Below are 13,544 nucleotides of genomic sequence, written 5' to 3'. Positions count from 1 at the left end.
GTCAATCGGACGCGCTCGCCGAGGCGACGCGCTACCGACGGGGACTATCGGAGCGGCGGCATGCCATCCGGCGGCCAGCTCTCCAAGTCGTCCTCCAACGGAACCTGCAGGCTCTGCAGAATCGACGCGATCATGCGCCACCCGCTGATTGCGGTCACGAGCTCGACCAGCGTTGCATGGTCGACACCGAGCTCCCGCTCACACGCCGACCAACTTGCCGGGCTCACCGCGCCATTGCGCACCACGTCATCCGTTGCGGCGAGCACCGCCCGCTCGGTGGGGCCGAAACCCGGGTGTGATTGCCAATCCCGAACGCCCAGTAGATCATCGGCGCTCACGCCGAGTCCTTGTGCGACCCGCCAGTGCTGTGTCCACTCGTATTCGCAGGCGGTGAGCCATCCAATACGCATGATCGCCAACTCGCGCAGCCGAGAGTCCAGCTTTCCGTGCCACAGCATGCTCGCGAGAAGGTCGTTGAGGCGACCGGCCAGCGCGGGATGGTTCAGCAGCACCTGAAAGATCGCGAGCTCGGCCATGTAATCGGGCACACCCGCTTCGTCGGCGGCGGCTTTGGCCTCGTCCAGCGGGAGACGGGGAACGCGGGCTTCTCGTGACGTCACGCTAGTTCAGCAAACCCGTTAGCCGGCAACGGCTCCCGGCTCGGCGAAGGGAGAGCCGAAAGCGGCCACCCGCTCGAACCCGCTCTTTCGCGCCTGCGTCGCACCCATCCGGCACAACGCGCTCGTGGCGACGAATCCGGCGTGATCGACGACGACGAACGGGGTCAGCAGTCGGTTGTGGACAAACCCGAATGCCAGGCCGCTGTCCGGGTCGGCCCACCCGAGCGAGCCGCCCAGGCCGACATGGCCGAACCCGGGTATCACGTCCATCGGCAGCCGGTGATAGCCGAGGTGGAATGCCAGCGGTATCACCAGGTTTCCGTCTGGCCGCAGGCTTCGCCGGCCGGTGAGGCCGGCGACCAACTCCGGGGACAGGAACTGAGTGCCGTCGATTCGGCCACCGTTGGCGATGGCGCCGTACATCCGCGCCAGCCCGCGCGCTGTCGCCACTCCGTTGGCCGCCGGGATCTCCGCATCCAACAACGGAATATCGCCCTGTGCTACAGCCTTCACACCCGGGAAGTACATCGAGCCGAATGCCGCGGATAGCGGTAGCGCGGCGATTATCGGCGCCACCGCATTGAACACGGGATTCTGAAAAGCGCTTTGCGGCATGATGATCTGGGCCGGCCGGGTGGGCGCGTCGGCAGGCGGTCGGCCCAGATGCAGGCCGTCGGTGCCGAGCGGTCCCGCCAGCTCCGTTCGGATCAACTCCCGCATACCTTTACCGGTGACGGCCCGTGCCAGCCCCGACAGCAGCCAGCCATAGGTGAGCGCGTGATACGCCGACCTGCCGAACGAGTAGCCCGGACGTGCCGCCGCCAGCCGTTGTTCCATCAGCTCGTGGTTCAGCAGGTCTTCCCTGCTGGCGCCGTGCAGCGCGGACAGACCGGCCTGGTGGCGCATCAACTGCCGGACCGTGATGTCCGCTTTCCCGTTGGCGCCGAACTCCGGCCAGTAGTGCGCAACCGGCACGTCGTACTCGATCAGGCCGCGGTCGACCAGCCGATGAATGACGGTCGAGGCCATGCCTTTTGTGGCCGAGAACACCATGGTGGCGGTGTCCGCCGTCCACGGCACCCGGCCGCGCCGATCCGCCCATCCCGTCCATACGTCGACGACGGGTTCGCCGTCGAGATAGACCGCCAGCGCCCCGCCGCCGAATCGGCGGCTCGGGAACATGCTGGCGAAGCTGCGCACCGCGCAGGCAAAGTGGGGATCGGCTGCGCCATGAACACCGCGCGGCAACACCGACCGGCGATTGCCCACTACTTCGAGGGTCATACTGTGAATCTACCGTTCCACTCTATGAACGAAGTGGTATTTACCTATCCGTTATTGAAGCTAGCTTCAATATTTGCTGAGCAGCCATCGCCGGGGTCAATTCTCCAGTAAGAACCTGCCGCTCCACATCGGCGCGGGATTTGCGCACGGCGGGGTTGGAGAGCACCCGGTCCAGCACGGTGTCGCGGACCATCTGCCAGGTCCAGTCGACCTGCTGGGCTCGCCGCCGCGCCTCGAAGTCCCCGGCCTCGGTGAGCACATCGCGATGCCGTTCCACGGTGTCCCACAACTCTTCCAGCCCAGTGCCTTCCAATGCACTCATAGTGAGAACCGGTGGACGCCAGAGGGTTTCGCGGGGATAGATCAATCGAATCGCGCCGGAAAGTTCGCGCGCGGCTTTTCGGGCCTCCGTCACGTGGTCGCCGTCGGCTTTGTTCACCACCACAATGTCGGCCAGCTCCAACACGCCTTTCTTGATGCCCTGCAGCTGATCGCCGGCGCGCGCGAGGGTCAGGAAGACGAAGGTGTCGACCATGTTGGACACCGCGACCTCGGACTGGCCGACACCCACTGTCTCCACCAGGATCACGTCAAACCCGGCCGCCTCCAGCAGCACGATGGTTTCCCGGGTGGCCTTGGCGACGCCGCCGAGCGTGCCCGATGTCGGCGACGGTCGGATGTAAGCGTCCGGATGCGTTGCCAGCCGGGGCATTCGGGTCTTGTCACCCAGAATCGATCCGCCCGTGCGGGTCGACGACGGGTCGACGGCAAGGACAGCCACCCGATGGCCGCGGCCGATCAAGTGCATCCCGAGCGCCTCGATGGCGGTCGACTTGCCGACCCCCGGCACGCCGGTGATACCGACGTGAAGGGCGTTGCCGGCTGCCGGCATCAGCTCAAGCAGCAACTGCTGCGCGCGATCACGGTGATCGACACGGGTCGACTCGACCAACGTGATCGCCCGTGGCAGCGCCGACCGGTCGCCGCCGCGCACCGCCGCGGCGAGTTCGTCTATCGCGTCGCCGTTGTCAGTTGCCATGTGGCTAAAGGGTGTATCCGAGTCGCTCGGCCAGCTTGTGTAACAGGTCGACAGCAGCGTCGGCGATCACCGTGCCGGGCGGGAAGATCGCCGTGGCACCCGCCGCGTACAGCTGGTCGAAGTCACCGGGCGGGATCACGCCGCCGACCACCACCATGATGTCCGGACGGCCCACTTCGGCCAGCGCATCGCGCAGTGCGGGCACCAACGTGAGGTGGCCGGCCGCCAGTGAGGACACCCCGACGACATGCACGTCGTTGTCCGCGGCCTGGCGGGCTACCTCGTCCGGCGTGGAGAACAACGCGCCCACGTCGACGTCGAATCCGATGTCGGCGAACGCCGTCGCGATCACCTTCTGCCCACGATCGTGGCCGTCCTGCCCCATTTTGGCCACCAGGATCCGTGGCCGCCGACCGTCGGCCTCGGCGAACTTCTCGACGAGTTCGGTGGCGGATGCCATGTTTTCGGCCTTTCCAGCTTCGTCCCGGTAGACCCCGGCGATGGTACGGATCTCGGCCTTGTGACGCCCGTAGACCTTCTCGAGCGCATCGGAGATCTCGCCGACCGTGGCCTTGTGGCGGGCCGCGGCGACGGCCAGCGCCAAGAGATTGTTGCCGAGTCCATCCTCGCCGGCCTTACCGTGGGCTGCAGCGGCGCGGGACAGTTCGGACAGCGCGGCTTCGACCGCCGCTTGGTCCCGATTCGCCCGCAGGTCTTCCAGTTTGGCCAGCTGCTCGGCACGCACCCGGCTGTTCTCGACCTTGAGGACCTCGACCTCTTGATCCTCTTCCACCTGATACTTGTTGATCCCGATCACCGGCTGGGTACCAGAGTCGATGCGGGCCTGAGTCCGCGCGGCAGCTTCTTCGATGCGCAGCTTGGGAATACCGTCGTTGATGGCTTGGGCCATGCCGCCCGCCTCGGCGACCTCGGCGATGTGGGCGCGCGCTCTCTGCGCGAGTTGATAGGTCAGCCATTCCACGTAATACGATCCGGCCCAGGGGTCGATCGGCCGGGTGGTGCCCGACTCTTGCTGCAGGAGAAGCTGTGTGTTGCGGGCGATGCGGGCCGAGAAGTCGGTAGGTAGAGCCAGCGCCTCGTCGAGTGCGTTGGTGTGCAGCGACTGGGTGTGACCCTGGGTTGCGGCCATCGCCTCGATGCAGGTGCGGGCGACGTTGTTGAACGCGTCCTGAGCGGTCAGCGACCAACCCGAGGTCTGCGAATGTGTACGCAGCGACAACGATTTGGCGCTCTTGGGGTTGAACTGCGCGACCAGCTCACTCCACAGCAGCCGACCGGCACGCAGCTTGGCCACCTCCATGAAGAAGTTCATGCCGATGCCCCAGAAGAATGACAGCCGTGGCGCGAACTTGTCGATGTCCAGTTCGGCGTCCAGCCCGGCCCTGATGTAGTCGACTCCGTCGGCCAGCGTGTAGGCAAGCTCCAAATCAGCTGTCGCACCGGCTTCTTGGATGTGATAGCCAGAGATGGAGATGGAGTTGAACTTCGGCATCTTGGCGCTGGTGTAGGCGAAGATGTCGGAGATGATGCGCATCGACGGCTTCGGCGGGTAGATGTAGGTGTTGCGCACCATGAATTCTTTGAGAATGTCGTTCTGGATAGTTCCGGCCAGCTTCTCCGGTGGCACCCCCTGCTCCTCGGCTGCCACCACGTACAACGCCAGGATCGGCAGCACGGCTCCGTTCATCGTCATCGACACCGACACCGTCGACAGGTCGATGCCGTCGAACAGCTGTCGCATGTCGAGAATGGAATCGATTGCCACACCGGCCATTCCGACGTCGCCCTGCACGCGTGGATGATCTGAGTCGTACCCACGGTGGGTCGCGAGGTCAAAGGCCACCGACAGACCCTTTTGTCCGGCCGCGAGGTTGCGCCGGTAGAACGCATTGGACTCCGCAGCCGTGGAGAACCCGGCGTATTGCCGAATCGTCCAGGGCTGGTTGACATACATCGTCGGGTAGGGGCCGCGGACAAAAGGCGGCTCGCCCGGGAAGCTGTTCAGCGGATAACCGCCGGACTCGATGGCGGCGCGGTCAGCGGCGATGTACACCGGTTTGACGTCGATGTCTTCCGGGGTGTGCCATACCAACTGGTCGGGCGTGTACCAGTGCGCGGCCGCGGCGGCCGCTACGTGCTTTTCCACGGCGTCTTCGGTCGGCTGCGCGACGCTGCGGTCGCTGTGCAGCGGTATGTCGGAGAAGTTGCCCACAACAGGGGTGGTAGTGGTCATCGTCGTCACGCCCCCAACCGGTCGAGCAGATGCGAAAGCGCTTCCACCGCATTGATTTTCGCGGTCAGAAACTCGTCGGGCTGGTGATCTGACTCGCTCACCGCCTGCTGCGGACCGGCCAGACAGACATGAGGCACTCCGGCGCGGTGGGCCGCTTCGACGATGTCGGACGCCTCAGTGCCGTAACGGGCGTCGGTGCCGCAAACGACCGCCACGACCGGCGAACCCGCATCGGCGACCGCCTTGGCGACACCGTCGACGTCAACTGTTCCCGGGTTGATCGTCTCGATGCCGCCGGAAGCCAGCAGATTCGAAGCGAACGTCGTACGAATATTGTGTTCGGCCAGCGGACCCAGCGGCACAAGCATGGCCTGCGGACGCGACCCAGTACGAGCCAAGTAGGCGTCGGATCGGTCCCGCAGCGCTTCGAACTGCGCCGCGTAGCGAATCAGCTTTCCCGCCGCAAGCGGCGAGTACGACGAATCGCTCTGCGGCAGCGCTGGTTCGGTGAGATTCGGGTATTCGTTGACGCCGGTGATCGCCGTCTTGCGGTGGGCGATGTCATCGGTGCGCCGGGCGGCGATCTCAGCGATCTGGACCGCGATGTAGGCATGCGCGTCGACGAATCCGCCGTGCTGCTCGACGGCCTGAAAGGTCTCCCAGGCCTCGTTGGCCAACTGGTCGGTGAGGTCCTCGACGAACCACGACCCACCCGCCGGGTCCAGAATCCGGCCAACGTGCGACTCCTCGAGCAGCAGCAGCTGAATATTGCGGGCCATCCGACGCGCGAAACTGGTGGCCATGCCCGGGAATCCGCCCTCAATGGCAACGTCGAACGGGAACACCAGCACGGTGTCCGCGCCGCCCACACCCGCGCCGAAGGCGGCCAGCGTGGTTCGCAGCATGTTCACCCACGGGTCGCGCTGGGTCATCATCGGCAGTGACGTTTCGGCGTGCACGACGGCCGCACCGCTGTCCGGCTCACCGACGACCTCGGCGACTCGTGCCCACAGCCGGCGCAGTGCCCTGATCTTGGCGATCGTCAAGAACTGGTCGTCGTCGGCGGCCAGCCGGAAGCTGATCTGCCGCAGAGCCTTCGCCACCGGCAGACCGGCCTCGGTGAGTACCCGCAGGTAGGCCACCGCAGCGGCGATGCTGCCGGCGAGTTCCCACGTCGCGTTGGCGCCCAGATTGTGGAAAGCGGGGCCGTCCATGGTGATCGCACGCACACCGTGGTCGCCGACCACCTGCGTTGCCAGGCCGATGACCTCCGCAATCGGTGGAGCGGGCCGGTCGCTGAGCGCCGCGGTGAGCGGGTCGGCTCCCAGGTCTATCGACAGGATTGCGCGCTGGTCGGGCTCGACGCGGCTTACCAATTCGAGCATGACGTCGCCGGCTGCCCGGTAGTCGGCGCCGGCATCGAGAATCACCGGCGCCATGCTCAGATGGACGCCCTCGAACACCTTCTCCAGTTGGGCGGGCAGCACACCCGACTCCCCAACCCGCACCAGCAATGCGCTGACGCCCTCGGCGAGCCCGGCCAGCACCGCCGAGTTGACCTCCTCGGCCGCCACTCCGGCCACCCGGTTCGCCGGAATCGCCTCGGTGACCTTCCAGCCGGACTTGACGTCCCGCAGCGCATCGGCGCCACGCAGGAAGGGCCATTGTCCCGGCAGCGGAGGCTCGGGCCGTTCGTCGAGCGCGGTATAGAGCGCCCGAATGGCGACGGCCTCATAGGTCGGCGTTTCCAGCATCTGCTCGGGTTCGGGCCCGAGTTCGTCCGCATCGCGCCGCGTGCTCTTGGCCAGGACCCCGGCCACCGCCGTGCGCCATCTGGCGCGTCCCTGCTCCAGATCGGCAGGTTCAGCGGACACATCGACTGACACCGGCGGCTCCTTGTCCCAGCTCGTGACAACCCGACACTGGTCTGTCACCCGACAACCAGGCTAAATGATGCTCGACAGCGGCACTGCACACCCTGCAGCGACGCGGCCTGACGAGCCACAACGGCCCGCCCAAGTAAGGAGTACCTTACTAAGGCAGACCGGCTAACGTTAGGGCGATCATGCGTACTCGACCGCAGAGCGCACACGATCAAACCACCTCGGTGATCGTGCTTGCCCAGCTGACGCCCGGAAAGCGGGCGACGGTCGTGGGCACCGTCGCCCAGGCCAATCCGATGGTGGCGAATCGACTAGGGCAGTTAGGTTTTCGCGCGAAGGCCCGGGTGGACGTGATTCGCCGTGCGCCGCTTGGCGACCCGACTATTTATCGCGTGCAAGACACCGAGCTGTGCCTGCGCCGACGCGAAGCCCAACTCATCGAAGTCGTTCCCGAAGCGGACCGATGACGGCGTGCCACGACGTCACCGACTCTCCGGTTGCCCTGGCCGGCATTCGGCGGGTGGCTTTGGTCGGCAGCCCCAATGCGGGCAAAACCAGCGTCTTCAATCATCTGACCGGATTACGCGCCAAGACTGGTAACTACCCGGGAGTAACCGTCGGACGCAGCGTGGGCACCACCACCGTGGATGGCGTCGCGGTTGCCGTGGAAGATCTGCCCGGCACCTACAGCCTCGACCCGATCAGCCCCGACGAGCAGGTGGTGACCGACCTGCTGGCGGGCAAGTATCCGGACATCGGCCGGCCCGACGCGGTGGTCTTGGTCGCCGACGCGACCACCCTCCGGCGGTCGATCCTGCTGGTCGGCCAGGTGCTCAGGCTTGATCTGCCGTGCCTGCTGGCGCTGACCATGGGCGACGAGCTGGCCTCCCGCGGCGGCCGAATCGACGTCGAGGCGTTGTCGACGGCGCTGGGCATCCCGGTTGCCGCGGTGGTCGCCAACCACGGGTCGGGAATCAACGAGCTGCGGACCCAGCTGGCGTCCTTCGAGCAGTGGCACCGCCCGCCGGTCCTCCCCCCACCCGGCCAGGACGCCGTCGACGCCTGGGGCCAGTCAGTGCTCGATGCGGCGGATTATGTTGCACCGCAACCGGATCAGCGCACCCGCCGAATCGACCGGGTATTACTGCACCCGCTGTGGGGAACCGTCGCGTTCTTCGCGGTGATGTTCTACTTCTTCCAGGTCCTCTTCACCGCCGCCGCGCCGCTGCGGGACGGCATCGGCCACGGGCTGACCTGGCTGGGCGGGCAGGTCGCCGAGCACGTCGGCAATCCCGTTCTCCGTGGGCTGCTCGGCCAGGGGATCATCGGCGGCGTCGGGACCGTGCTGCAGTTCGTCCCGCAGATCGTGTTGCTGTTCTGCCTGCTCGCGTTTCTGGAGAGCGTCGGCTATATGTCGCGAGCGGCGTTCTTGATGGACCGGGTGATGGCCAAGACCGGCCTGGAGGGTCGCGCGTTCGTCGCGATGCTGTCGTCGTTTGCCTGTGCGATCCCGGGGATCATGGCAACCCGGACGTTGCCGTCATCGAAAGACCGGATCGCCACCATCGTCACCGCGCCGTTGATGACGTGCTCGGCTCGGCTGCCGGTGTACACGCTGCTGGTCGGTCTACTGGTGGCTCCCGAAATCCGATGGTGGGGTCTGAGCGCCCAGGGCGTGACGATGTTCCTGCTCTATCTCGGCGGTGGGATGTCCTCGCTCATTGCGGCGTTGGCGGTCAAGTCCACGATTCTGCGTGGCGATCTGCTGCCGTTCACTATGGAGCTTCCGCCTTACCGACTTCCGTCACCGCAGGCGATCCTGGCCGCCATGTGGAGCGCGGCCAGAGTGTTTCTGCGCAAGGCGGGGACCATCATCCTGGCCACCTCGCTGGTGTTGTGGGCGCTGCTCAGCCTGCCCGTCCGCGAGGCGCAAACCCGCGGGATGTCCTCGACCGATGCCACCGCCTACGTAATGAATCACAGCTACGCCGCAAATGTGGGTCGCGCCGTCGAGCCGGTGTTCTCCCCGCTCGGCTTCGACTGGCGAACCGATATCGCACTGGTCGGATCGCTGTCTGCGCGTGAAGTTTTCGTGTCGACCCTGGGCCAGGTGTCGGCGGCGACCGATCCCGACGACCCGCATGCAGCGCTGGCATCCATGACCGATGAGCACGGCCACCGGGTCTTCACCGCGCCCACCGTCATCGCGCTGATGGTCTACTTCATGTTCGCGTTGCAATGCATGTCGACGATCGCCGTGATGCGCCGCGAGACCAACTCGTGGCGCTGGCCCGCATTCGCGTTCGGCTACATGTTTGCCCTCGCCTGGGTGATGGCGTTCGTTGCCCGCTCGATTGCGATCGGCCTGGGCGCATGATTCCGATCCACGCCACGGCGACCACGAACCCGCAACAGCTGCGCTGGGTTGTCACCTCGGACCGGCTGCCGGCCCGAGGCATGGTGCACGCGGCTCCTGGCCGGCTGGGCGCTTTGCTCGACGATGGGGTGCTCGACGAGATCGAGGTCCGTACAGCCGATGTGCTGATCACGCTGCGCGCCGGCGCGGGCTGGCGCGAATTGGGCGACGACGTGCGCGAGGCACTCTGCGACGCGCTGTTGGATCCGGCCGGCTGGCGAATGGATGTCGCAGCCGACGACACCGCCGGGCTCGCCGCGATCGCCACCGAACTGCTCACCGGACCGATCGGGGCACTCGCCGAATCACACGGCGGCTCAATCGAATTGGTGTCGGTGGAAAGTGACAGTGTGAACGTTCGATTGCTGGGCGCCTGTCACGGCTGTCCGGCGGCCGCCAGCACCCTGCATGACAACTTGCAACGCGAGCTGCAGCGGCGGTCCGGGCGGAAAGTCACGGTAAACAGCGAAAACAGTTCAGCAGCAGTGCCGTTCGGTAAGAAGCTACTGTCGCTGTTTGTCCGCTGACGCGGTGTTCACCGTCGGACCGTAGGCTGCACCCTGTGACCGGGCAGACCAGCGGGAGAATCGCCGACGGGCTGCGTCCGCTGGTCTCAGCAGTGGTTGCCACCGCACGCCAAGTCTCCACCCGCCGAATGGTCCTGACCGGCGCGGTGATGGTCATCGTGGTCGCGGTCGCGCTGCTGGTTCCGTTGCCCTCGGCGGTGGAGCTGAGGGATTGGTCGACGTCGATGGGACCGTGGTTCCCGCTGGCATTTCTGGCCACCCACATCGTGGTGACGGTGCTGCCGTTTCCGCGTACTGCGTTCACGCTGGCGGCCGGATTGCTGTTCGGCCCGCTGTTGGGAATCACGTTGGCGGTGAGTGCCAGCACTGTCAGCGCGATGATCGCGCTGCTGCTGGTTCGCGCCGCCGGCTGGCAACTCGGTCGGCTGGTTCGTCACCAGGCCGTCGAGCGGCTCGACACCCGTCTGCGCGAGCGGGGCTGGGTGGCGGTCATCTCGCTGCGGCTCATCCCCGTGGTGCCGTTCGCGCCTTTGAACTACGCCGCGGGTGCGTCTGGCGTGCGGTTGCTGCCGTACGCGTTGGCGACGGTGGCAGGCCTGTTTCCCGGCACGGCGGCCGTGGTGATTCTGGGCGACGCCCTCACCGGTGACGTCAGCCCGCTGCTGTTTCTGGTGTCGGTGTGCATCGGCTTGATCGGGCTCACATTGCTGGCCTACGAGATTCTGCAGCATCGCCGGCATCACCGTGCAGCGCAAACGGACGTCGACGACGCTCCGGAAGCGGCACTGCCGGGATGACCGACTTTCGCCACGGCGCAACAGCCGCCGTTTCTATAGACTGAAAAACTGAAATATCTCTCGTCGTTGCGATGGCGGTTTCCGCCTGAGAGGCAACAAAAATGAACGCAAGGCAGCTGATCGTTGCGACGGCAATTGTCATCTCGATGTCCGGGTTGGGCGTGGATATCGTCAGCGCGGCGCCGTTGGATCCGGCCCCACCATGCCCGAATTGCGACGGGCAACCGGCATCGCCTAGGCCGCCACTCAAGGCGATGAAGTGCTGGCCGTACGGGCGCGTTGGGCCGGGAAGCGCCCGCGGCGGTGGTGGTGTGCCGGTCTACCCGCCACCGTGTCCCCCCGGCACCCCGCACTGATCGCGCACGCGATCAGCCGCTAATCGCCGCCCTGCACCAACTCGCGGGCCTCCTGCTCGGTCTCGACCGTGGGCGGCGATCCGGGCAACCGCCGGCCGCCGACTTCTGGGGTGAACAACAGGGTCACCGCGCCCACCAAACCCGCGACGATCAGCATGTACGCCGGCGCCATGGCATTGCCGGTGCCGGACGCTCGGCAGCTCGATCGCCGAAACCAACACCGCGTTGCCGATCGTCGAACTGCGACTCGGCTAACCCTGGTCTGGCCCTTTCCAGGTCAGCGCGGCGTACGTGGCCAGAAACGATGCCGCCGGAAGGGTGTTCACGATTCGATCGCGAACGCGAACGTGTGCGCCCACCGCGAGCACGAAATACAGCGTCAGCATGGCTGTGGTCAACCGCGCCAACGCCGGAATCCGGGTGGCTGACAGCAAGCCGATCACCGAAGCGGCCTTGGCGACCGGAAGGATCCAGCGGATATTCTGTGGAACGCCGTACTGGTCAAGGGCTTTGGCGATCGGCGGTATCGGGATCGCGCACGCCACCGCGTCACCCGCCTGGAAAGCAGCCAGCCCCGCATAGGTCTTCGGCGACGTCAGCGCGCTCACGTTAATGCTCCAACTGATGGCGCGGCGGCAGTGGCAGTGGTGCGTCCACGGGCTTGCGGGCGTCCGCCTCCGCCTTGGCCACCGCCTCGACGATGGCCGGGTCGGTCTCGGTCGAGAACCAGTCGGCAGTGTCGCTGTCATCCTCGGGCGCAGCCGGTGAGTTGTCGACGGGTGACGGTACGAAACGGAACACCCCGTCATCGCCCGGAGCCCCGAGCAACTTGGTGAAGCCCTGTAACGCCGTGCCGAAGTCGCTGGGCACCACCCACACCTTGTTGGCGTCGCCCTCAGCGATTTTCGGCAGGGTCTGCAAGTACTGGTAGGCCAGCATCTCGGGGGTCGGCCGGCCGGCCTTGATCGCCGCGAACGTCTTCTCGATCGCCTTGGCCTGTCCCTGCGCCTGCAGATAGGCCGCCGCCCGCTCACCCTGCGCCCGCAGCATCCGGGATTGCCGATCGGCCTCGGCGGCGAGGATCGCGGCCTGCTTGGCGCCTTCGGCCGCCAGGATCTGCGACTGCTTCTCGCCCTCGGCCTGCGTGATCGACGCCTGCCGCATTCCCTCGGCGGTCAGGATCACCGCGCGCTTCTCCCGGTCGGCCTTCATCTGCTTTTCCATCGAGGCCTGGATCGACGGCGGCGGGTCGATGCTGCGCAGCTCCACCCGGGCCACCCGCAGGCCCCAGCGGCCGGTCGCCTCGTCGAGCACACCGCGCAACTTGGTGTTGATCTGATCGCGCGAGGTCAGCGTCTGCTCCAGCGTCATCCCACCCACGACGTTGCGCAGGGTGGTGGTGGTCAGCTGCTCGACGCCGACGATGTAGTTGCTGATCTCGTAGACGGCCGCCTGCGGAACGGTGACCTGGAAATACACCACGGTGTCGATGTTCAGGGTCAGGTTGTCCTCGGTGATCACCGGCTGCGGCGGGAACGACACCACCCGTTCGCGCAGGTCCACCCGGGCGCGGACCCGGTCGATGAACGGGATCAGCAGGGTCAGCTGCCCGCTGATCGTGCGGCTGTAGCGGCCCAGCCGTTCGATCACCGCCGCTTCGGCCTGCGGGATCAGCGTCACCGACTTGGCCACCACGATGATTGCGAACACCACCAATACGGCGAACAAAAACAGCCCGGCAGTTGCACCTTGCATGGAATTCTCCTAAAGCTCTTAGAGGATTACGGGATCCAGACCACCGCAGTGGCCCCATCGATATGCATGACCGTCACGCGTTCGCCGGGTTCGAACACGTCACCCTCATTCAATGGTCTTGCGGTCCATACCTGACCGTCGACTTTGACCTGACCCTCGTCGCGGGCCACGCGATCGAGCACCAGCGCGCTTTTACCTTCCAGCGCCTCGATGCCCGTCGTCAGGCTCTTCGCGGGGGTCAGACGCCGCCGCAACGCGGGTCGGACCAACGCCATCAGCAGCACGGAAACCACCAGGAAAACCACACCGTCGGTCCAGATCGGCAGATCGAGCAGCCAGCTGGATCCGGCCGCGGCCAGCGCGCCGCCACCCAGCATGAGCAGGGACATGTCGCCGGTCAACGCCTCCGCACCGGCCAGCCCTAACGCGACGATCAGCCAGATCACGGCGGCAGACATGCCGACAGGATATCGCGTCATCGGCCGCGGCCGCGGCAAACAACTAGACTGCGAAACCATGTGGTGCCCAAGCGCAACGCTCTCGGTGTGGGCCAACGCCTGGTTCGCCGGCAAGGCCGCGCCGGACGACGTCCTCGACGCGTTATCATGTTGGG

At 66.1% G+C, this 13,544-nt stretch carries 12 protein-coding genes and 2 pseudogenes; 5 read left to right on the top strand and 9 right to left on the bottom strand.

From position 1 onward, the window contains the following. Positions 1 to 44: 44 nt before the first annotated feature. From WAO18_RS01285 to mutA, 5 genes are read right to left on the bottom strand one after another with little or no spacing between them, the layout of a single operon-like run. Positions 45 to 620 carry a carboxymuconolactone decarboxylase family protein gene (locus WAO18_RS01285; protein ID WP_422203216.1) on the bottom strand — a complete coding sequence of 192 codons (576 nt, stop codon included), beginning with the start codon at positions 618 to 620 and terminating at the stop codon, positions 45 to 47. Between the two features lie 18 nt (positions 621 to 638). Then, the gene (locus tag WAO18_RS01280; protein WP_422203214.1) at positions 639 to 1,904 is read right to left on the bottom strand and encodes a serine hydrolase domain-containing protein; all 1,266 of its coding nucleotides are present in this window, start codon (positions 1,902 to 1,904) and stop codon (positions 639 to 641) included. Between the two features lie 40 nt (positions 1,905 to 1,944). Continuing rightward, positions 1,945 to 2,943 (bottom strand): methylmalonyl Co-A mutase-associated GTPase MeaB, encoded by a 999-nt coding sequence (meaB, locus tag WAO18_RS01275; protein WP_422203212.1) that lies wholly within the window; start codon positions 2,941 to 2,943, stop codon positions 1,945 to 1,947. Positions 2,944 to 2,947: 4 nt separating this feature from the next. Next, positions 2,948 to 5,197 carry a methylmalonyl-CoA mutase gene (scpA, locus tag WAO18_RS01270; protein WP_422203210.1) on the bottom strand — a complete coding sequence of 750 codons (2,250 nt, stop codon included), beginning with the start codon at positions 5,195 to 5,197 and terminating at the stop codon, positions 2,948 to 2,950. A 5-nt stretch (positions 5,198 to 5,202) separates the two neighbouring features. Beyond that, entirely contained in the window at positions 5,203 to 7,083 is a 1,881-nt protein-coding gene (gene mutA, locus WAO18_RS01265; RefSeq protein ID WP_422203208.1) for a methylmalonyl-CoA mutase small subunit, read from the bottom strand. A gap of 179 nt (positions 7,084 to 7,262) precedes the next feature. On the opposite strand from mutA, the gene WAO18_RS01260 reads away from it, so the two are divergent. From WAO18_RS01260 to WAO18_RS01245, 4 genes are read left to right on the top strand one after another with little or no spacing between them, the layout of a single operon-like run. Next, positions 7,263 to 7,547 carry a FeoA family protein gene (locus tag WAO18_RS01260; protein WP_422203206.1) on the top strand — a complete coding sequence of 95 codons (285 nt, stop codon included), beginning with the start codon at positions 7,263 to 7,265 and terminating at the stop codon, positions 7,545 to 7,547. After that, a complete protein-coding gene (gene feoB, locus WAO18_RS01255) occupies positions 7,544 to 9,457 on the top strand; it encodes a ferrous iron transporter B (RefSeq protein ID WP_422203204.1) in 1,914 nt (637 codons plus the stop codon). Before WAO18_RS01260 ends, feoB begins: the two co-directional genes overlap by 4 nt. Then, positions 9,454 to 10,023, top strand: a complete 570-nt coding sequence (locus WAO18_RS01250; RefSeq protein WP_422203202.1) for a NifU family protein — start codon at positions 9,454 to 9,456, stop codon at positions 10,021 to 10,023. Before feoB ends, WAO18_RS01250 begins: the two co-directional genes overlap by 4 nt. 35 nt (positions 10,024 to 10,058) lie before the next feature. Continuing rightward, positions 10,059 to 10,820 (top strand): TVP38/TMEM64 family protein, encoded by a 762-nt coding sequence (locus WAO18_RS01245; protein WP_422203200.1) that lies wholly within the window; start codon positions 10,059 to 10,061, stop codon positions 10,818 to 10,820. A gap of 375 nt (positions 10,821 to 11,195) precedes the next feature. Here WAO18_RS01245 and WAO18_RS01240 read toward each other — a convergent pair. From WAO18_RS01240 to WAO18_RS01225, 4 genes and pseudogenes are all read right to left on the bottom strand, one after another. Next, a pseudogene (locus tag WAO18_RS01240) lies at positions 11,196 to 11,366 on the bottom strand (MFS transporter); the annotation flags it as partial. Positions 11,367 to 11,427: 61 nt separating this feature from the next. Continuing rightward, the gene (locus WAO18_RS01235; RefSeq protein WP_422203198.1) at positions 11,428 to 11,784 is read right to left on the bottom strand and encodes a DoxX family protein; all 357 of its coding nucleotides are present in this window, start codon (positions 11,782 to 11,784) and stop codon (positions 11,428 to 11,430) included. A gap of 1 nt (position 11,785) precedes the next feature. Beyond that, positions 11,786 to 12,931, bottom strand: coding sequence for an SPFH domain-containing protein (locus WAO18_RS01230; protein ID WP_422203196.1), 1,146 nt, complete (start codon positions 12,929 to 12,931; stop codon positions 11,786 to 11,788). A 26-nt stretch (positions 12,932 to 12,957) separates the two neighbouring features. Then, positions 12,958 to 13,389: an NfeD family protein gene (locus tag WAO18_RS01225; RefSeq protein WP_422203194.1), complete on the bottom strand. Its 432-nt coding sequence runs from the start codon at positions 13,387 to 13,389 to the stop codon at positions 12,958 to 12,960. Between the two features lie 58 nt (positions 13,390 to 13,447). On the opposite strand from WAO18_RS01225, the pseudogene WAO18_RS01220 reads away from it, so the two are divergent. Continuing rightward, positions 13,448 to 13,544 (top strand): annotated as a pseudogene (locus WAO18_RS01220) (hypothetical protein); the annotation flags it as partial.

Origin of the sequence: Mycobacterium sp. (assembly GCF_049278535.1) — a bacterium.
Taxonomy (GTDB): domain Bacteria; phylum Actinomycetota; class Actinomycetes; order Mycobacteriales; family Mycobacteriaceae; genus Mycobacterium.
The sequence above is the reverse complement of the archived record's forward strand: the minus strand, read 5'-3'. Positions and strand labels throughout refer to the sequence as shown.